This is a genomic window from Pseudomonas sp. MWU12-2345, from assembly GCF_023242385.1.
In the GTDB taxonomy this organism is placed as follows: Bacteria; Pseudomonadota; Gammaproteobacteria; order Pseudomonadales; family Pseudomonadaceae; genus Aquipseudomonas; species Aquipseudomonas gingeri_D.
The window spans coordinates 1-18,966 of record NZ_JALLJA010000023.1 but is presented as its reverse complement, the minus strand read 5'-3'; the positions used below and the strand labels follow the sequence as shown (position 1 = coordinate 18,966).

Genomic DNA, 18,966 nt, shown 5'->3' with positions numbered 1-18,966 from the left:
TCGAAGGCATTTGCGACGAGCGAGGCTTGAGGTTTTAAATGCAAGCTCTTATTCCGTCAACGAAGCATACGTATATCTATTAGATCTAAATTGAATATAGATAGAGCGTTGTTTCGCGACGGCTCAAACCGTAAGCAGTCCGACGAGGGTTCACCCATGAGCAATGCCGCACTTGCTGTAAAACCCGTTGTGCACACGCTGGATATTCATCCGGTGGCCGGTCGTATTGGCGCCGAGATCCGTGGCATCGAGCTTTCCGGCGAGCTGGAGGCCGGCGTGATCGAGGCGATCCAGCAGGCGCTGGTGCAGTACAAGGTGGTTTTCTTCCGGGGCCAGACCCATCTCGATGACCAGAGCCAGGAGGCTTTTTCTCATCTGCTCGGCGAGCCGGTGGCGCACCCGACGGTGCCGGTGCGTGACGGTACGCGTTATCTGTTGGAGCTGGACGGTGCACAGGGCCAGCGGGCCAATTCCTGGCACACCGACGTGACCTTCGTCGACGCCTATCCGAAAGCCTCGATCCTGCGTTCGGTGCTGGCGCCGGCCTCCGGCGGCGACACGGTGTGGGCGAATACGGCAGCGGCATACGAGGAGCTGGCGCCGGAGTTGCGCGAGCTGGCGGACAAGCTCTGGGCGGTGCACAGCAACGAATACGACTACGCCGGTTCGCGGCCGAATGTCTCGGCGGAGAAGCTGGAGCGTTACCGCCAGATCTTCACTTCGACGGTATACGAGACTGAGCATCCGGTGGTGCGGGTGCATCCCATCAGCGGTGAGAAGAGTCTGTTGCTGGGGCACTTCGTCAAACGTATCAAGGACTATTCGCTGGCGGACTCGGCGCATTTGTTCAACCTGTTGCAGAGCCATGTGACGCGTTTGGAAAACACCGTGCGCTGGCGCTGGCAGAGCGGCGATGTGGCGATCTGGGATAACCGTTCGACCCAGCATTACGCAGTGGACGATTACGGCACCCAGGAGCGCATCGTGCGGCGGGTGACGCTCAAGGGCGAAGTGCCGGTGGGCGTGCATGGGCAGCGGAGCCAGACGATCAAGGGGGCTTGAGTTTGCGGTGACAGGTGAGGTCATGTGGTGAGCGGGCAAGCCCGCTCGCCACATTGAGATCACACTTGGCTGGCGGCCCTCAAGGTTTCACCACACCCCGATCTGCACCACCTTCTCCGCCTCCGGCTCGCCATAACGAAAGCGCTGCCCGCGCAGATCGATTTCCTGATGGCTGATGGTGGTCCGGCGTTTCAACCCGCGCAGCCACTCGAACAGATACCCCAAGTGCTCTTCACGCACCGCCGCCAAGGCCGGATCGGCCCCCAGGTCATGCAGTTCCTGCGGGTCGTTTTCCAGGTCGAACAACTGCGGCCGAAATCCGTCATACGCCAGGTACTTCCAGCGCTCGCTACGGACCATGGTCATCCGGCAACGATCGATCGATTGCGCCAGCCGCTCCCGGGCCGGGGCCTGGAAGGCATAGTCGTATTCGGCGATGGCATAGCGGCGCCAGTCCGGTTGCGCCCCGTGCAGCAGCGGCACCAGCGACCGTCCCTCCAACCGATGTTCCGCCGACGGCAGACCCAGTGCTTCGAGAAACGTCGGCAGCGCATCGATGGTTTCCACCAGGCGTTCATCCACCGTACCCCGGGTACTATCCGCCGCCGCCCGCGGGTCGCGCACGATCAATGGCACGCCGACCGCCTGCTCCAGCAGGAACTCCTTTTCGCCGAGAAAATGATCGCCGAGAAAATCCCCGTGATCGCTGGTGAACACGATCAGTGTGTCGTCCCAGTGGCCGCTGCTTTCGAGCACGTCGAACAGTCGCCCGAGCTGGTCGTCGACCTGCTTGATCAGGCCCATATAGGTCGGAACCACATTCAGCCGCACCTCGTCCCTGGAGAAATTCAGGCTTTCCTCATGCTGGCGGAAGGCGCCGTAGACCGGGTGATCACTAGCCGCGCCCGGTGCCGGACGGACCGCCGGCAGCACCTGCTCGCGTCTGTACAACGCGTGGTACGGCGCGGGGGCGATATAGGGCCAATGCGGTTTGATATACGACAGGTGCAGGCACCATGGCTGCTCGCCCTGTTCGCTGATGAAGTCGATGGCGCGGTCGGTGGTGTAGACCGTTTCCGAGTGTTGTTCCGCTACTCGCGCCGGCAAATGGGCGTGGCGCATTTGCCAGCCGCTGAGGATCTCGCCGTTTTCGCCTTCGGCGGCGTTGGCCCAGTCATGCCAGGGGTTTGTGCCGTTATAGCCGAGGTCGCGCAGGTAATGGGTGTAGGGCGCCGACTCGCGTTTATCGGCGAACAGCGGGTCATCGGGGTAGATGCCGTCGTGGCGTGAGTAGGCTTCAAAACCGACTTCGTTGAAGGGCTCGGCCTGAAGGCTGTCGGGGTCGATGGCCAGTCGCTGCAGGGCGTCGAGATTGGGCGTGGCGTGGGTCTTGCCGACCAGGGCGGTGCGGATGCCGTGGGGCCGCAGGTAGTCGCCGATGGTCAGTTCTTCCAGCGGTAGCGGCACGGCGTTCCAGGCCACTTGATGGCTGCTGACGTAACGCCCGGTATAGGCCGACATCCGCGACGGCCCGCAGATGGTGCCCTGGGTGTAGGCGCGGCTGAAGCGCACGCCGGCGGCGGCCAGGCGGTCGATATTCGGCGTGTGCAGATGGGGGTGGCCGTAGCAGGACAGATAATCGCGACGCAGTTGGTCGCACATGATGTAAAGCACGTTGCGCACGTGGGGCATGGAGGTTCACCGCAGCGGAGGACAAGTGAGGGATTTCGCGTTTTGGCGCGATTTTCGGCAAGCGCATTTGGCGACTGTTTTCTATGCATGGTGTGCATGGGGTGAGTCTCGCTCAGACAGCCATTTGCTCCAGGCTGCACACCTCACCCACCTCCAGCGCATCCTCGCTCTTGATCTGCTCGATCATCGCCTCGGCCAGCGGCGACAACCGATACCCGGCCCGGCTGACAATCCCATACCGCGTATACAACTCCTCCAGATCCTCCGCCAACCCCTCGATCTTCAGCCTTACCAACCCGCCACGGGCGTACTCCCAGGCATCGCTGTTCTCACCGCAGATACCAATGGCATCCGATCTCAACACCACCCCCAACAGGCTGAACGCACTTTCACACTCCACCTGCGGAGTGAAATCCGGGCGACCGCTGAGGTCGACGATCACCTTGCGCAAGTTCGGCGGACGAATCGTCGAGGCCAGGGGATAACTCAGCAATTGCCCGGCCGTCACGCTCTCCTGAGCCGCCAGCGGATGCCCGGCCCGGCAGCAGAAATACCACTTGCGTGGCCGCAGGCGCTGGGTCAGGTAATCCGGGTTGGCCTCGAAGCTGCGGGTGTCGGCGACGAAAAATTCGAACTCATCGTTCAACAGCCGTTTGCTCAGGCTCTGCCAGTCATCCACCTGGAACTGCACCCGGGCTTTCGGATAGCGCCCGATGAAGTGGCCGATGGCCCGTGGGATCAACCCCGAGGCCGGCGCCGGCCCGCAGCCGAAGCGCACCTCGCCGGCCTCCAGGCCGTTGAACTGGCTGATTTCATTGGCCAGTTGCTGGGCGCCGCTGACCAGTCGGCGAGCATGTTCGAGCAACACCTGGCCCTGTTTGGTCGGCGCCAGGTCCTTGCGTCCGCGATCCACCAACTGACACCCGGCGCTGTGTTCCAGAGCCTGGATGCTGCGGCTGAACGCTGACTGCGAGAGGTTCACCGCCGTGGCCGCGGCGACAAAACTGCGCTGCTCGGCGAGGGCGATGAAGTGACGGAGTTGACGCAGGTCGATATGCATTTTTCACATGGAAAATATCGGGGAAATGCATTGGCTATGCATTACGTCGATTCCTTATAAAGGCAATCTCTTATGCAGTAAATATCTGTAAAAACATAAATAAATAACTTTAAAGAATATACGGAATGTGTATTTTTTGACCAGGAGCCGCCCATGAATTCGTTCAATTTTGCCTTGCATCACCCTTCGCGGCGGCTCAAGCGCTTGCCCCTGGCCCTGTTGCTGGCGGGGAGTGCCAGTTGGTCTCTGGGCCAGGCTGCCGAGAGCGAAGCACCGCCGGACCCGGCACCCGTGGCCAGTACCAGCAAGCCCAAGGCCGACAGCGGGCAGTTGGAAACCGTGACCGTCACCGCCCGGCGCCGGGAAGAAAGCTCCCAGAGCGTGCCCGTGCCCATCAGCGTGATCGGTGGCCAGGCCCTGGAAAGCCAGCGGGTCTATCGCATCCAGGATCTGCAGCAACTGGTGCCCAGCGTCAACGTCGCCTACATGCATGCGCGCCAGTCCAGCGTGTCGATTCGCGGCTTGGGCAACAATCCGGCCAGCGATGGCCTGGAGGGCAGCGTCGGGCTGTATATCGACAACGTCTACCTGAGTCGTCCGGGCATGGCCGTATTCGACCTGATGGATATCGAGCAACTGGAAGTGTTGCGCGGTCCCCAGGGCACGCTGTTCGGCAAGAACACCACTGCCGGGGTGATCAATATCAATACCCGGGCGCCGAGTTTCACGCCCGAGCGCAGCATTGAAAGTTCGGTGGGCGAGGATGGTTATTTCCAGACCAAGGGCACGATTTCCGGCCCGATCACCGATCAGTTGGCCGGGCGCCTGTCGGCCTATCGCACCAGCAGCGATGGCGATATCAAGAACGAATACAACGGCCATGAGCTGGACGGCGGCTCGCGGGACGGCTTTCGCGGACAGCTGCTGTTCAAGCCCAACGAAAACTTCAACCTGCGCTGGATCGGCGACTACAACGAAGAAGACTCCAGCGCCGGGACCCGCGTGCTCTACAGCACCGGCCCGACCATCAATGGCGTGAACCTTTACCAGGCGCGGGCTGCCGCGGCCGGGGCGACCCTCGCCGATGGTCGGAATCGGGAAGTGAATCTCGACGGTCAGCAACACGTCGGGGTGTTCCAGGGCGGCACTTCCCTGGAGGCCAACTGGACCCTGCCCAACGATTTCACCCTGACGTCCATCAGCGCCTATCGCTGGTGGAACTTCACTCCGCGCAACGACGACGGGCTCAACGTCCCGGCCGCCTACAACTCCGGGGTCTCGGTGGAGGATACCCAGTGGTCCCAGGAGGTGCGCCTGGCCTCGCCCACGGGTGGGTTCTTCGACTATGTGCTGGGGGCGTACTACTTCGGCTCGAAGCTGGATAACCAGAGCTTCAGCTACTACGGCCCCAAGGCGGATATCTGGAACGGCACCCCCACGGGCGCGTTGAACAACGTCACCAGCATCGGCAACGGGCATATCGACACCGACAGTTTCGCGCTCTTCGCCCAGGGCACCTGGCACCTGACTGAGCGCCTCGACTTCACCGCCGGCCTGCGCGGCAGCTACGAGGAAAAAAGTGCCTGGGTGACCCGCGATGCACCGGTTGGCGGTGCAGCCGTGACCGGTGCCGCCGCCACGGCCCGAGCCGGCCGTGCCGGTGCCTATGACTCCGGTAACCTGAGCCTGTACAGCATCAGCCCGTCGGGCCTGCTGAACCTGAGCTATCGCTTCACCGACGACCTGTTGGGTTATGCGACCCTGTCCCACGGTGAAAAATCCGGTGGTGTCAGCCTTGCGGTGGGGACGGCCCCAACGGCCGGTGCCGGCTCGCTGCTGGTGGGCAGCGAGCGCGCCAACAACGCCGAACTGGGTTTCAAGAGCACCCTGTGGGACAAGCGCCTGCAGCTCAACGCCAACCTGTTCTGGACCCAGGTCAACGGATACCAGACCAACGCCTATGACTACGACACCCGTGTGCAATACCTGACCAACGCCGGTTCCGTGCGCTCGCGCGGGCTGGAAGTGGAGAGCACGCTGATTCCCCTGCGCGGCCTGACCCTCAATCTCAACGGCTCCTATAACGATGTGCGTTACATGTCCTACAAGGATGCGCCGTGCGCGCCCGAGGTCGCCTTGCAACCCGGGGCGCCGGCTTCCTGCGACCTTACCGGGCACCAGGTGGCGGGGGCGTCGAAGTGGATTGCCAACGCCAATGGCGAATACAAATGGAACCTGGATAACGGTTGGGAAGAATACGTCACCGGCAGCTACGCCTTCCGCTCCAAGGCCGCCGGTACGGTCGAGGACTCCGCCTATGGGCAGATTCCCAGCTATGCGGTGGTCAACCTGTCCACCGGCTTGCGCGGCGATTTCAAGCAGGGTCAATGGGATGTGTCGTTGTGGTTGAAGAACGCCTTCGACAAGACCTACTACACCACCCTCTGGACCGGCGGCAATGGCGGCTATGAAGGACTGCTCGGCACGCCGCGGACCCTCGGGGTGACCGGGCGCTATGACTTCTGAGTCCATTCAGTGAAGAGTTGGTTATATACAACTCATCCGCCAAACAAGTTATTCACCATGCTCATGGTTCATATAGCCAATCGATTGATAAATAACCGGTGGTGCAATTGGACAGACGTTACAAGTCCAACCATGCTGGGTGTCGTGAGTTTCAGGAGAACCTCACCTTCAGTGGAAGAGTGTATTAACGACATAAGGAGAACGCATCATGTCGAGCATCAATGGAACTTATGTAAACGCCAACTCTGACGCCAGACTGGTCGTGACCGACGGTAACGACTCGAACGGTTCCTTCAGCGGGCAGATCACCCAGGCCGGTGTGAACTACAACGTGACCGGCCACTACCACTTCCAGAACAGCACCGGCCAGCCCACGATCATTGCCTTCACTGGCTACAATGATGGTCACGGCTATGTCACCTTCGCCGCCTTCTCCCCCGACCACAACTACGGGCGACTGAGAGCGAGCGGTTCACGCAGCACCTTTGACGGCCAAGTGGTCGGTCTGGGTGGCGAGTTCGTCAAACAGTAATAAAGGCAACACACTATACTGCCAGGCCAACGAACGGGTGAGTGGCGGATGCTGCTCATCCGCTCGAAGTACTGGCGGTATGTTTTGTCGTCTGTGTTAATTATTAAATACGCCATTTTATTGTTTGTACTTCCCTCTTTCTTACATCCGAATCCTTCTTTCTGTTTCTTTGTCATCCGCGCGGTTGCCCGTGTGGTGATCGCCGCCGCGTGTTTGAAATCGCTCATCAAGTGGCGGTTTCGGGCCTTGAAGGCATGCCTTGAGCGAATATTTTCAATGCCTGAAAAGCATGGCTTTCCGGGCGATTGGCTGGAGCCCTTGAAACACACGGCCTTGAGCGGGGCACTGAAAATCAATATTCATTTTTGTTCTATGTATAATTTTAAATATTGCTTTAAGGCCTAAGCAGCCTCCGTGGATCATCGGCACCTCGACGCCGCCAAGCGCGCCTCGACGATTTTTTGCTGAAGACCGCAGGAGTTATTCAATGGGCAATGTCCAGACCGCTGCCAGTGCACATGAGGTGCGCAGGCAACCGGCACCGGGTGGCGAGTTGGTCGACCTCGGCCGGCCCCACCGCGCGCCGCTGGGGCAATTGCGTCTGCAGAAAGTGCCCAAGGGCATCCTCAGCCGACGCGAGGCGATCTTGCTCGGGGTGTTCGCGCTGGTGCTGCATGGCGCGGTGATCTACTGGCTGAGCCAGAAGGAAACCCCGGTGCTGCCGGTGGTGCCGCCGGAAATCCCACCGATGACCATCGAGTTCTCCCAACCGGCTCCGCCCGTGGTTGAACCGCCGCCTCCACCCCCTCCGCCTCCGCCGCCCCCACCGGTGGTCGAGCCGCCGCCGCCAGTGGTCGATGAGCTGGCGGCCAAACCGCCGCCGCCCAAGCCGGTGCCCAAACCCAAGGTCAAGCCGGTGCCCAAGCCTGAGCCGAAACCTGCGCCCAAGCCGGTCGAGCAACCGCCCGCGCCGCCAAAGCCAGCGGCTCCGGCAGCGCCACCGGCGCCGCCGACGCCGGCACCGGTGACCCCGGCTTCGGCCAGCGCCGCGTACCTGAAGAACCCGGCGCCGGAATATCCGCAGCTGGCTCAGCGTCGCGGTTGGGAAGGCACGGTCTTGTTGCGGGTGCAGGTCCTGGCCAGCGGCAAACCGGGCGAGATCCAGATTCAGAAAACCAGTGGTCGCCAGCAACTCGACGACGCCGCGCTGGCAGCGGTCAAGCGTTGGAGCTTTGTCCCGGCCAAGCAGGGCGATGTCGCCCAGGTCGGCTGGGTCAGCGTACCCATCGACTTCAAGATCCACTGATCGGCACCCAACGCGCTAAACGCTTCCACAGAGGGAACACATCATGACGTTACTGGCATCTCCACTCCAATCCATCGAAAGCGCGGTGATCTGGCTGCTGGTGGTCTTCTCCGTCGCCACCTGGGGCCTGGCCCTGCTCAAGGGCGTGCAGTTCGGCCGCCTCAAGGCCCAGGATCGCAAGTTCCACAAACAGTTCTGGGCCGCTTCCAGCCTCGACTCGGCCGCCGAGCTCAGCGAAACCCAACCGGGCGCAGCCGCTCGCGTGGCCCAGGCCGGTTATGCCGCGATCCAGGTCGGCGATGCGCCCCACGCGGCGGATCTGAGCCAGGCGATCAATCATCAGGACCGTCTCGAACGTGCCCTGCGCCAACAGATCGTGCGGGAACGACGCTCCCTGGAAACCGGCCTGGCGGTAGTCGCCAGTATCGGCAGCACCTCGCCGTTCATTGGTCTGTTCGGCACCGTGTGGGGGATCATGGAAGCCTTGAAAGGCATCAGCGCCGCCGGGTCCGCGAGCCTGGAAACCGTTGCCGGTCCGATCGGTGCCGCGCTGGTGGCCACCGGTGTCGGGATCGCCGTCGCGGTGCCGGCGGTGCTGGTTTACAACTATTTCCTGCGTCGCCTGAAGCTCACCGCCGCCGACCTCGATGACTTCGCCCATGACTTCTACAGCCTGGCGCAGAAGAGTTCGTTCCGCGTGCTGATCCACCCGACGGCGAACAAAACCGCCGCCCAGGGCGGTGCGCAGAAAGTGAAGGAGGCGTCCTGATATGGCCTTCTCGACCCAGGACAGCGATGAGGTATTGAGCGAGATCAACGTCACGCCGCTGGTGGACGTGATGCTGGTGCTGCTGGTGGTGTTTATCGTCACCGCGCCGCTGCTGACCAATGCGATTCCGATCAACCTGCCGAAGACCGAAGCCGTGGCGCCGGTGGAGCAGAAGGACCCGCTGGTGGTGAGCATTGATGGCAGCGGCAAGCTGTTCCTCAACAAGGATGAAATCAAGCCCGAGCTGCTGGAGTTCAACCTCCAGGCGGCCAAGGCCAAGGATCCGGACCTGCGGGTGCAATTGCAGGCCGACAACGGCGTGAACTACGGCGAAGTGGCGCGGGCCATGGCCTCCATCGAGCGGGCCGGGATCACCAAACTTTCGGTGATTACCGCGCGCTGAACGCAACAGATCCTCGAGTTTCTTGGGCCGTCTCCTTGGCAGGGTGCGGCCCTTTTTTATTTCCACGGAGCAACTGGCAAATGCAGAACCTGTGAGCCGGCTTGCCGGCGATGGCGGCTGGATAGTCGATGCAGGACTTACGGGCCTCATCGCCGGCAAGCCTGCTCCTACAAAGGATTCGCGTCGACAAGGAGTGATTCGCAGGTCCTTATATTTCTTTATGGTCTTAATAAATAGCTTCTTATTCCTTAACGAATATAACTCTCCTCCCTATACTCGATCGGGAACGCAAACGCTGGAGGAGGTGTACCCCATGCGCAACGAGTCGATTCGTTATCTGATCGTGCCGGGCTGGCAAGGATCGCCAGAAGATCATTGGCAAACCCACTGGCAGAACAGCCTGCCCAACAGTGCGCGGGTGGAGCAGGCCGACTGGCTGACGCCGCGCCGCGAAGACTGGGTCGCGGCCCTGGCCGAAGCCATTGCCGCGGACGATACGCCGGTGATCTTGATTGCCCACAGCCTGGGTTGCATCACCGTTGCCCACTGGGCGCAAACAGCGCCGTTGCACCTGCTGCGCCAGGTCCGTGGTGCATTGCTGGTGGCCCCGGCCGATGTCGAGCGTCCCGCCTGCGCCCCGGCCTTGCGTAACTTTGCGCCGATTCCGAGCGACCTGCTGCCGTTTCCGAGCCAGATCGTCGCCTCCGACAACGACGCCGCCGTCAGCGCCCCGCGGACCCTGGAACTGGCCCGCGACTGGGGCGCGCAAGCGAGCATCCTCAGCGGTGCCGGGCATATCAATGTGAAGTCCGGTCACCAGCGTTGGGAACAGGGTTTTGCCTACCTGTACCGCCTGCAGACCCGAATGGAACAGCATTCCCTGCGTCGCGCCTGAATTCTTTCTTTTGCTTGAACGCCCACTGCCATTGGTGGTTTGGGGCGGGAGCCTGCCATGAGCCTGCATGAAACCTTCGGTCAGCCGCTGCTGACCTTTCCCGATTCGGAAAAAAGCCCACTGAGCATTCGCGCCAAGGCGCTAGTGTTCGTCGACCCGCGTTCGCGGCAACTGCGTGAAGAACTCGAAACCCTGGCGCCCAAGTCGGTGCCGGTATTGATCCGTGGCGAGACCGGGACCGGCAAGGAGTTGCTCGCCCGGCATATCCACCGTGCCAGCGACCGCACCGGGTTGTTTGTTTCGGTGAACTGCGGCGCCATCAGCCCGACCTACGCTGATGCCGAACTGTTCGGTTATGCGGCGGGGGCCTACAGCGGTTCGGCCAGCAGTCGCGCCGGCTGGTTCGGCTCGGCCAATGGCGGCACCTTGTACCTGGACGAGATTGGCGACCTGCCGTTGCCGATCCAGGTGAAGTTGCTCGCCGCCCTGGAAAATCATGAAGTCACCCGGGTCGGCGCGCCGCAGCCGAGTCCGGTGGATGTACGCCTGGTGGCGGCCACCAGCATCGACCTGGCCCAGGCGGTGGCGGTCGGTAAATTCCATGAGCGCCTGTATCACTACCTCAGCGAAGGCCGGCTGGAGTTGCCGGCATTGCGCGAGCGGGTCGGCGATATCCTGCCCCTGGCCGAGTATTTTCTCGGTATCTACAGTCAGCGCCTGAGCCTGCTGGTGCCACTGGTCAGCGAAAGTGCCCAGCGTGCTCTGGAGCGTCACAGCTGGCCGGGCAATACCCGCGAGCTGGAGAATGTCATTCACTTTGCCTTGCTGGTCAGCAGTGGCGACGAGATTCTGCCGGAGCACTTGAACCTGCCGGCACCCCTGGCCTTGATCGAGCAATTTATCGGTAGCAGTTCCCCTGAGGAACTGGCGGCACTCAAGCGCCTGCTGGATAGTGCTGTATGAACAAAATGGAATATGAAGATGAATAAAAGATATTGTTCTGGAATAAAAAATATCGGTATCTTCTGCCCCACGCCAGCGATATCACTTTACTGGCACCTCTCTCTCAAGGCTGTCGTCGATGACGACCGTGATCTTCGATAAGGACACTGCATGAAAAAGGTTCTGTTGTTTACCGCATTGGCGGCTGCTCTGGCGGCAGGTCTGGCCCAGGCCGGCGAGAAACTGGTCGTGGCGGCAACGCCGATCCCCCATGCCGAGATCCTCGAGCTGATCAAGCCGACCCTGGCCAAAGAAGGCGTGGACCTGGAAATCAAGGTCTTCACCGACTACGTACAACCGAACACCCAGGTGGCCGAGAAACACCTGGACGCCAACTACTTCCAGACCAAGCCGTACCTGGATGGCTTCAATAAAGGCAAGGGCACCAACCTGGTCACCGTGATCGGCGTGCACGTCGAGCCTTTCGGTGGTTACTCGAAGAAAGTCAAAAGCCTGGCTGAGCTGAAAGACGGCGCCACCGTGGCTATCCCGAACGAAGGCAGCAACAGCGGCCGTGCCCTGCTGCTCCTGCAGAAATCCGGTCTGATCACCCTGAAAGACCCGACCAACGCCCTGTCGACGCCCAAAGACATCGTCAAGAACGACAAGCACCTGAAGTTCAAGGAACTGGAATCGGCCCTGCTGCCACGGGTTCTGGATCAGGTCGACCTGGACATGATCAACACCAACTACGCGCTGGAAGCGGGCTTGAACCCGGCCAAAGACGCACTGGTGATCGAAGGTGCCGATTCGCCTTACGTGAATTTCCTGGTAGCTCGTCCGGACAACAAGGACAGCGACGCGATCCAGAAACTGGCCAAGGCCCTGACCAGCCCGGAAGTGAAAGCATTCATCGCCGAGAAGTACAAAGGCGCGGTATTGCCGGCGTTCTGATTCGCGAAGAACCCCTTCCAAGGTTTGAACGCCGACGAGCAACCAGCGTCGGCGTTTTTTATTGCCCGCTCGGTTGTTTTCTCACTGCTCGGCGCAATGCCATCAATAGCTTCACGATGTCTTGTGGATCGAGCTTTTCCGGCGCTTTTGCCTGAACCATATAGTCTTCCTTGTTATGGGCTGGCCATTGAGCGGGCCATGTTCGTCCGTGCTTGGAGCGCCCATTGGGTAAAAAGATCCGTATTGCGGTGCAAAGGAAAGTAGCCGCCCGCTGACTATCCGGCAAATCAGTCGGGCGGGTTTTAACCCAGGGTCAGTCCGGCCAGTTCCAGGCCGGCTCATCGAGCCTGTCCTGGCCGACAACCCCGGTCTGTCCGAGAATTTTTTCCAGGACGATGGCGTTGCACGCCGGGTCCTGCTGCAACGCCGCTATCAGGCGGCTGGCATGGGACACCACCCACAGCTGGCAGTGCTCCGAAGCCTGTACGATCAGGCGCGCCAAGGCCGGCAGCAGGTCCGGGTGCAGGCTGGTTTCCGGTTCGTTCAGCACCATCAGGGTCGGTGGCCGGGGCGTCAGCAACGCCGCCACCAGCAGCAGATAACGCAAGGTCCCGTCCGACAGCTCGGCAGCCGACAGCGGTCGCAGCAACCCTTCCTGATAGAACTCGATGGCAAAGCGCGCACCTTGCAACGGCGCGATCTCCAGCCGTGAGCCAGGAAAGGCATCGCTGATGGCCGCGTGCAGGGCTTCGGCGTCGCCGACTTCGATAATGGTCCGCAACGCCGCCGCCAGGTCGCGACCATCGTGATGCAGCACCGGCGTGCGTGTACCCAACTGGGGCTGGCGTACAGGCGCGTCGGCATCGCTGCGAAAGTGATCGTAAAAACGCCAGCCGCGAATGCTCTCACGCAGTAACAGTACTTCCGGCGAACCGCGCAGATTGCCGACCTGATCGAACAGGCTGTCGAAGCTTGGCGTGTGTTGCGCCAGCACCTCCCAGCCACGCCCTTCGCGGGCCTTGACCATGGGCCCGGAACGTCCCACCAGCAGGCTGGCCGGGCGATACAGGGCACCGGCCCAGATGCATTCGCGCTTGATCTCCGGGTCCAGGGAAAAATACGAACTGCTCGGCTCCGGCAAGCCGAGGGAAATGGCGTAGCTGAAGTCCTCACCGGCAAACCCCAGGCGCAGGCGCTTCGCCCCCTTGCGGACCTGGCCTTCAATGGCCACTTCACCGTTGCGCATGCGCCGGCTGATGGTCTCCGGCCCCGCCCAGAAGGTCGAATCCAGCCCGCCTTCACGCGCCAGTGCGTTGACCACCCCGCCCTGGGCGGTTTCCGCCAGCAGGCGCAGGGCGCGATAGAGGTTGGATTTGCCGCTGCCATTGGGCCCGGTGATCAGGTTCAGTCGACCCAGCGGCACCACCAGTTGGTTGATCGAGCGGTAGTTGGCGACCGCCAGGGTCTTGAGCATGAAAAGCGTCCTGCGGGGTGAGTTGAGTTGTTGGTGTGCAGTGAGGGAACCCTGTTCTACGCTAACAGTCGTAACCGCACTGGCGAAACTGTATTACGCAAAGGAGCGTGCATGAAGGGGCATCGAACACAGTGGATGGTCGCCCTCGGCCTGGCAGCGCTCTTGAGTGGATGCGGTCATGACAAACCGCCTGAACCCGAGCGGCCGCGGGTCTTCGTCGAGCAGGTGCAACGCAAGGATTTCGGCGCCGCCGTGACCCTGACCGGCGATGTCCAGGCCCGGGTCCAGACCGACCTGTCGTTCCGTGTCGGTGGCAAGATCATCCAGCGCTCTGTCGACGTCGGCGCGCGGATCTCCGCCAAACAGGTGCTCGCCAAGCTCGACCCCAAGGACCTGCAAACCCATGTCGACACCGCCCAGGCCGAGGTCAATGCCCAGCAGGCGCGGGTGCAGCAGACCAGCGCGGCTTTCGTCCGCCAGCAGAAGCTCCTGCCCAAGGGGTATACCAGTCGCAGCGAATACGACTCGGCCCAGGCCGCCTTGCTGAGCAGCAAGAGCGCGCTCGCCGCGGCCCAGGCACAGTTGGCCAATGCCCGTGAACAGCTGGGTTACACCTCGCTGATCGCCGAGGCGCCCGGGGTGATCACCGCCCGCCAGGCCGAGGTCGGGCAGGTGGTGCAGGCGACCATGCCGATCTTCAGCCTGGCCCGTGACGGCGCGCGCGACGCGGTGTTCAACGTCTACGAGTCGCTGCTGGTGGAGCCGCCCGGCGACCAGAGCATTACCGTGACCCTGCTCGACAACCCGGCTATCCAGGCCACCGGCAAGGTCCGTGAAGTGACCCCGGCGGTCTCGGCCCAGAGCGGCACCGTGCAGGTCAAGGTCGCCCTCGGCGCGCTGCCGGCCGGCATGGACCTGGGCTCGGTGGTCAGCGCCACCGTCACCGCTCCCGGCAAAGCCAGTATCGAGCTGCCCTGGTCGGCCCTGACCAAGGACATCAGCGAGCCGGCCGTGTGGCTGGTGGACGATAGTGGGAAGGTCAGCCTGCACCGGGTCAAGGTCGGACGCTACCTGACCGGCCATGTGATCATCAGCGACGGCCTCCAGGGCGGTGAAAAGGTGGTGATCGCCGGTGGGCAGTTGCTCCATCCGGACATGCTGGTGGAGATCGCCGCGCAACCGGCCAAGGGAGCCCAGCCATGAAGCGCCTGTCGCTGGTGTTGCTGAGTGGCGCCTTGCTGGTCGCCTGCTCGAAACAGGAGCCTGCCCCCGAACCGGTACGCCCGGTGCTGTTCGTCGAGGTCACGCCGGCCCTGGAACAGAGCCTCGGGCGTTTCGCCGGGAGCATCCAGGCGCGTTATGAAAGCACCCTGGGTTTTCGCGTCTCGGGACGCATTGCCCGGCGTTATGTGGATGTCGGCAGCGAGGTGGCGCAGGGCGCCTTGCTCGCCAGCCTCGATCCCACCGATCAACAGAACCAGTTGCGCGCCGCCGAAGGCGATCTGGCGCGGGTCCAGGCGCAGTGGATCAACGCCCAGGCCAATGCCCGACGCCAGCAGGAGCTGTTCGACCGTGGTGTCGGCGCCCAGGCGCAACTGGACGTCGCCCAGACTGACCTGAAAACCACCGGAGCTTCCCTGGAGCAGGCCAAGGCCTCGGTCAGCCAGGCCCGCGACCAGCTCGGTTACAGCGAACTGCACAGCGACCATGCGGCGGTGGTCACCGCCTGGAAAGCCGAGGCCGGCCAGGTGGTCAGCGCCGGCCAGCAGGTGGTGACCCTGGCGCGTCCCGATATCAAGGAAGCGGTCATCGATCTGCCGGCCGCCTTGGCTGATCAGCTGAGCGAGGGCGTCGAGTTCCTTGTCGCCAGCCAACTTGATCCTTCCGTCAACACCACCGCCCGACTGCGAGAAATCGAGCCCCAGGCCGACAGCGCCACCCGCACCCAACGTGCCCGGCTGACCCTGGCCGAGACCCCGGCGGCATTTCGCCTGGGCAGCTCCATCAGCGTCACCCTCAGCTCGGCCATTGCGCCACGGACCCGCCTGCCCCTTTCGGCCCTGCTGGAAAGCGAGGGCCAGACCCGGGTCTGGATCATCGACCCGCAGAGCCAGACAGTCGCATTGCGTGAGGTCCGGGTGCTCAGTCGCGATGCCGACGGCGTGCTGCTGGCTTCCGGCGTCAAACCCGGCGAACGGGTGGTGAGTGCCGGAGTGAACAGCCTGAAACCGGGGCAGAAAGTCAAAGTCGCTGAGGAAAAAGCCCAATGAAAGGGTCCTTCAACCTGTCCGAGTGGGCCCTCAAACACCAGTCGTTCGTCTGGTACCTGATGTTCGTCGCGCTGTTGATGGGGGTGTTTTCCTACATAAACCTGGGGCGCGAGGAAGATCCGTCCTTCACCATCAAGACCATGATCATCCAGACCAAATGGCCCGGCGCCACGGTGGATGACACCCTGGAACAGGTCACCGACCGCATCGAGAAAAAACTCGAAGAACTCGACTCCCTGGACTATGTGAAGAGTTACACCCGGCCGGGCGAGTCGACGGTGTTCGTGTTTCTGCGTGACACCACCAGCGGCAAGGACATCCCGGAGATCTGGTACCAGGTACGCAAGAAGATCGACGATATCCGCGGTGACTTCCCCCAGGGTATCCAGGGACCGGGGTTCAACGACGAGTTCGGCGATGTATTCGGTTCGGTCTACGCCTTTACCAGCGACGGCCTGAGCATGCGTCAACTGCGCGACTACGTGGAACAGGTGCGGGCGCAGATTCGCGATGTGCCGGGCCTGGGCAAGATCCAGATGATCGGCGCGCAGGACGAAGTCCTCTACCTGAACTTCTCCACCCGCAAGCTGGCCGCCCTGGGCATCGACCAGCGCCAGGTGGTGCAGAGCCTGCAATCGCAGAACGCGGTGACCCCGGCCGGGGTGATCGAGGCCGGGCCGGAGCGGATCTCGGTGCGGGCTTCCGGGCAATACGCCTCGGAGAAAGACCTGGAGGCGGTCAACCTCAAGCTCAATGACCGTTTCTACCGTCTGGCCGATATCGCCGAGATCAGCCGCGGTTATGTCGACCCGCCGACCCCGCTGTTTCGCTACAACGGCCAGGCCGCCATCGGCCTGGCCATCGCCATGAAGAAGGGCGGCAATATCCAGGACTTCGGCAAGAGCCTGCATGCGCGCATGGACAGCCTGACCGCCGAACTGCCGGTGGGCGTCGGCGTGCACAAGGTCTCTGACCAGGCCGAGGTGGTGGAGAAGGCCGTCGGCGGTTTCACCAGCGCCTTGTTCGAAGCGGTGATCATCGTGCTGGTGGTGAGCTTTATCGCCCTCGGCATGCGTGCCGGGCTGGTGGTGGCCTGCTCGATCCCGCTGGTGCTGGCGATGGTCTTCGTATTTATGGAATACAGCGGCATCACCATGCAGCGGATCTCCCTCGGCGCCTTGATCATCGCCCTCGGCCTGCTGGTGGACGATGCGATGATCACCGTGGAGATGATGGTTACGCGGCTGGAGAAGGGCGACAGCAAGGAACAGGCGGCGACGTTCGCCTACACCTCGACGGCCTTTCCGATGCTGACCGGTACCCTGGTGACCGTGGCGGGCTTCGTGCCCATCGGCCTCAATGCCAGTTCCGCCGGGGAATACACCTTCACCCTGTTCGCGGTGATTGCCGTGGCGATGCTGGTGTCGTGGGTGGTCGCGGTGCTGTTCGCGCCGGTGATCGCCGTGCATATCCTCAGTGAGAACGTGAAGGTCCATGGTGGCGAACCGGGACGTGTTGCCCGGGTGTTCAACGCCGGTTTGCTCTGGTCGATGCGCAATCGCTGGTGGGCCATCGGCCTGACGGTGCTGGTGTTTGCCTTGTCGGTGTTCTGCATGCGTTTTGTGCAGAACCAGTTCTTTCCGTCCTCGGACCGCCCGGAAGTCCTCGTTGACCTCAACCTGCCGCAAAACGCCTCGATCAACGAAACGCGCAAGGCGGTGGACCGGCTTGAGGCGAGCCTCAAGGACGACCCGGATATCCTGCGCTGGAGCAGCTATATCGGCGAGGGCGCGGTCCGTTTCTACTTGCCCCTCGATCAGCAATTGCAGAACCCCTACTACGCGCAGTTGATCATCGTCAGCAAAGGCCTGGAGCAGCGCGCCGCGTTGATCGAGCGGCTGAACAAGCGCCTGCGGGAGGATTTCGTCGGCATCGGCAGCTTTGTCCAGACCCTGGAAATGGGCCCGCCGGTGGGGCGGCCGTTGCAGTACCGGGTCAGTGGCAAGGACATCGACCAGGTGCGCAAGCATGCTATCGAGCTGGCAACCATCCTCGACAAGAACCCCAATGTCGGCGAAACCATCTACGACTGGAACGAGCCGGGCAAGGTGCTGCGCATCGATATCGCCCAGGACAAGGCGCGGCAGTTCGGTTTGTCATCCGAGGATGTGGCGAGGCTGATGAACAGCATTGTCAGCGGTTCGCCGGTGACCCAGGTCAAGGACGATATCTACCTGATCAACGTGGTCGGGCGGGCGGTGGACAGTGAGCGGGGCACGCCGGAAACCTTGCAGAACCTGCAGATCGTCACGCCCAACGGGGTGTCGATTCCGTTGCTGGCGTTCGCCACGGTGCGTTATGAACTGGAGCAGCCGCTGGTCTGGCGCCGTGATCGCTTGCCGACCATCACCCTCAAGGCCGGGGTGCGTGGCAACTTGCAGCCGACCGATCTGGTCAAGCAGTTGAAGCCCGATATCGACCAGTTCGCCGCCGGCTTGCCACCGGGTTACAAGGTGGTCACCGGCGGTACGGTGGAGGAGAGCGGCAAGGCCCAGGGGCCGATTGCCAAGGTGGTACCACTGATGCTGTTCCTGATGGCGACCTTCCTGATGATCCAGCTGCACAGTGTGCAGAAGATGTTCCTGGTGGCCAGTGTCGCACCGCTGGGCCTGATCGGCGTGGTCCTGGCGCTGGTGCCGACGGGCACGCCGATGGGCTTTGTGGCGATCCTCGGGATCCTCGCGCTGATCGGCATCATCATCCGCAACTCGGTGATCCTGGTGACCCAGATCAACGAGTACGAGAGCAATGGTTATGCGCCGTGGGATGCGGTGGTGGAGGCGACGGAGCATCGACGTCGACCGATTTTGCTGACGGCGGCGGCGGCGAGCCTGGGGATGATCCCGATTGCCCGGGAAGTATTCTGGGGCCCGATGGCCTACGCGATGATCGGTGGGATCGTGGTGGCGACGGTGCTGACGCTGATGTTCCTGCCGGCGCTGTATGTGGCGTGGTACAGGGTTCGGGAGCCGGAGCAGGAGGTCCGGTAGAAACGTTTTTTCGGGTATGTCCCGATATCCC

Annotated in this window: 16 protein-coding genes; 13 read left to right on the top strand and 3 right to left on the bottom strand. The window is 62.2% G+C overall.

Annotated features, from left to right (window positions below; genetic code table 11):
• Positions 1-156 precede the first annotated feature (156 nt).
• Positions 157-1,062: a TauD/TfdA family dioxygenase gene (locus M5C71_RS29980; protein WP_248769426.1), complete on the top strand. Its 906-nt coding sequence runs from the start codon at positions 157-159 to the stop codon at positions 1,060-1,062.
• A gap of 87 nt (positions 1,063-1,149) precedes the next feature.
• Here M5C71_RS29980 and M5C71_RS29975 read toward each other — a convergent pair whose 3' ends face one another.
• Positions 1,150-2,754, bottom strand: a complete 1,605-nt coding sequence (locus tag M5C71_RS29975) for an alkaline phosphatase family protein (protein WP_248769425.1) — start codon at positions 2,752-2,754, stop codon at positions 1,150-1,152.
• Positions 2,755-2,866: 112 nt separating this feature from the next.
• A complete protein-coding gene (locus M5C71_RS29970) occupies positions 2,867-3,814 on the bottom strand; it encodes a LysR family transcriptional regulator (protein ID WP_100942629.1) in 948 nt (315 codons plus the stop codon).
• A gap of 153 nt (positions 3,815-3,967) precedes the next feature.
• On the opposite strand from M5C71_RS29970, the gene M5C71_RS29965 reads away from it, so the two are divergent.
• From M5C71_RS29965 to M5C71_RS29925, 9 genes are all read left to right on the top strand, one after another.
• On the top strand, positions 3,968-6,340 hold the full coding sequence (locus M5C71_RS29965; RefSeq protein WP_248769424.1) for a TonB-dependent receptor: 2,373 nt from the start codon (positions 3,968-3,970) through the stop codon (positions 6,338-6,340).
• Positions 6,341-6,548: 208 nt separating this feature from the next.
• Positions 6,549-6,872, top strand: coding sequence for a hypothetical protein (locus M5C71_RS29960; protein ID WP_103499036.1), 324 nt, complete (start codon positions 6,549-6,551; stop codon positions 6,870-6,872).
• Between the two features lie 48 nt (positions 6,873-6,920).
• A complete protein-coding gene (locus tag M5C71_RS29955; RefSeq protein WP_248769423.1) occupies positions 6,921-7,277 on the top strand; it encodes a hypothetical protein in 357 nt (118 codons plus the stop codon).
• Positions 7,278-7,359: 82 nt separating this feature from the next.
• On the top strand, positions 7,360-8,178 hold the full coding sequence (locus M5C71_RS29950; RefSeq protein WP_248769422.1) for an energy transducer TonB: 819 nt from the start codon (positions 7,360-7,362) through the stop codon (positions 8,176-8,178).
• A gap of 43 nt (positions 8,179-8,221) precedes the next feature.
• On the top strand, positions 8,222-8,947 hold the full coding sequence (locus M5C71_RS29945) for a MotA/TolQ/ExbB proton channel family protein (protein ID WP_103499038.1): 726 nt from the start codon (positions 8,222-8,224) through the stop codon (positions 8,945-8,947).
• 1 nt (position 8,948) lies between these two features.
• Positions 8,949-9,350: a biopolymer transporter ExbD gene (locus tag M5C71_RS29940; protein WP_100942624.1), complete on the top strand. Its 402-nt coding sequence runs from the start codon at positions 8,949-8,951 to the stop codon at positions 9,348-9,350.
• 313 nt (positions 9,351-9,663) lie between these two features.
• Positions 9,664-10,245: an alpha/beta hydrolase gene (locus tag M5C71_RS29935; RefSeq protein ID WP_103499039.1), complete on the top strand. Its 582-nt coding sequence runs from the start codon at positions 9,664-9,666 to the stop codon at positions 10,243-10,245.
• 57 nt (positions 10,246-10,302) lie between these two features.
• A complete protein-coding gene (locus tag M5C71_RS29930; protein ID WP_248769421.1) occupies positions 10,303-11,208 on the top strand; it encodes a sigma 54-interacting transcriptional regulator in 906 nt (301 codons plus the stop codon).
• A gap of 150 nt (positions 11,209-11,358) precedes the next feature.
• A complete protein-coding gene (locus M5C71_RS29925) occupies positions 11,359-12,141 on the top strand; it encodes a MetQ/NlpA family ABC transporter substrate-binding protein (RefSeq protein ID WP_103499041.1) in 783 nt (260 codons plus the stop codon).
• 313 nt (positions 12,142-12,454) lie between these two features.
• Here the strand turns inward: M5C71_RS29925 and M5C71_RS29920 are convergent, their stop codons facing one another.
• On the bottom strand, positions 12,455-13,615 hold the full coding sequence (locus tag M5C71_RS29920; protein ID WP_248769420.1) for an AAA family ATPase: 1,161 nt from the start codon (positions 13,613-13,615) through the stop codon (positions 12,455-12,457).
• A 111-nt stretch (positions 13,616-13,726) separates the two neighbouring features.
• On the opposite strand from M5C71_RS29920, the gene M5C71_RS29915 reads away from it, so the two are divergent.
• The 3 genes from M5C71_RS29915 to M5C71_RS29905 are packed head-to-tail and all read left to right on the top strand — an operon-like array spanning position 13,727 to position 18,935.
• Positions 13,727-14,818, top strand: a complete 1,092-nt coding sequence (locus tag M5C71_RS29915; protein WP_248769419.1) for an efflux RND transporter periplasmic adaptor subunit — start codon at positions 13,727-13,729, stop codon at positions 14,816-14,818.
• Positions 14,815-15,885, top strand: coding sequence for an efflux RND transporter periplasmic adaptor subunit (locus tag M5C71_RS29910; RefSeq protein WP_177104313.1), 1,071 nt, complete (start codon positions 14,815-14,817; stop codon positions 15,883-15,885). Before M5C71_RS29915 ends, M5C71_RS29910 begins: the two co-directional genes overlap by 4 nt.
• On the top strand, positions 15,882-18,935 hold the full coding sequence (locus M5C71_RS29905; RefSeq protein ID WP_248769418.1) for an efflux RND transporter permease subunit: 3,054 nt from the start codon (positions 15,882-15,884) through the stop codon (positions 18,933-18,935). Before M5C71_RS29910 ends, M5C71_RS29905 begins: the two co-directional genes overlap by 4 nt.
• Positions 18,936-18,966 lie beyond the last annotated feature (31 nt).

What these genes read in the sequence shown, in the direction of transcription:
- M5C71_RS29980 (WP_248769426.1), top strand. Translation starts at nt 157, where the DNA reads ATGAGCAATGCCGCACTTGCTGTAAAACCCGTTGTGCACACGCTGGAT.
- M5C71_RS29975 (WP_248769425.1), bottom strand. Translation starts at nt 2,754, where the DNA reads ATGCCCCACGTGCGCAACGTGCTTTACATCATGTGCGACCAACTGCGT.
- M5C71_RS29970 (WP_100942629.1), bottom strand. Translation starts at nt 3,814, where the DNA reads ATGCATATCGACCTGCGTCAACTCCGTCACTTCATCGCCCTCGCCGAG.
- M5C71_RS29965 (WP_248769424.1), top strand. Translation starts at nt 3,968, where the DNA reads ATGAATTCGTTCAATTTTGCCTTGCATCACCCTTCGCGGCGGCTCAAG.
- M5C71_RS29960 (WP_103499036.1), top strand. Translation starts at nt 6,549, where the DNA reads ATGTCGAGCATCAATGGAACTTATGTAAACGCCAACTCTGACGCCAGA.
- M5C71_RS29955 (WP_248769423.1), top strand. Translation starts at nt 6,921, where the DNA reads ATGCTGCTCATCCGCTCGAAGTACTGGCGGTATGTTTTGTCGTCTGTG.
- M5C71_RS29950 (WP_248769422.1), top strand. Translation starts at nt 7,360, where the DNA reads ATGGGCAATGTCCAGACCGCTGCCAGTGCACATGAGGTGCGCAGGCAA.
- M5C71_RS29945 (WP_103499038.1), top strand. Translation starts at nt 8,222, where the DNA reads ATGACGTTACTGGCATCTCCACTCCAATCCATCGAAAGCGCGGTGATC.
- M5C71_RS29940 (WP_100942624.1), top strand. Translation starts at nt 8,949, where the DNA reads ATGGCCTTCTCGACCCAGGACAGCGATGAGGTATTGAGCGAGATCAAC.
- M5C71_RS29935 (WP_103499039.1), top strand. Translation starts at nt 9,664, where the DNA reads ATGCGCAACGAGTCGATTCGTTATCTGATCGTGCCGGGCTGGCAAGGA.
- M5C71_RS29930 (WP_248769421.1), top strand. Translation starts at nt 10,303, where the DNA reads ATGAGCCTGCATGAAACCTTCGGTCAGCCGCTGCTGACCTTTCCCGAT.
- M5C71_RS29925 (WP_103499041.1), top strand. Translation starts at nt 11,359, where the DNA reads ATGAAAAAGGTTCTGTTGTTTACCGCATTGGCGGCTGCTCTGGCGGCA.
- M5C71_RS29920 (WP_248769420.1), bottom strand. Translation starts at nt 13,615, where the DNA reads ATGCTCAAGACCCTGGCGGTCGCCAACTACCGCTCGATCAACCAACTG.
- M5C71_RS29915 (WP_248769419.1), top strand. Translation starts at nt 13,727, where the DNA reads ATGAAGGGGCATCGAACACAGTGGATGGTCGCCCTCGGCCTGGCAGCG.
- M5C71_RS29910 (WP_177104313.1), top strand. Translation starts at nt 14,815, where the DNA reads ATGAAGCGCCTGTCGCTGGTGTTGCTGAGTGGCGCCTTGCTGGTCGCC.
- M5C71_RS29905 (WP_248769418.1), top strand. Translation starts at nt 15,882, where the DNA reads ATGAAAGGGTCCTTCAACCTGTCCGAGTGGGCCCTCAAACACCAGTCG.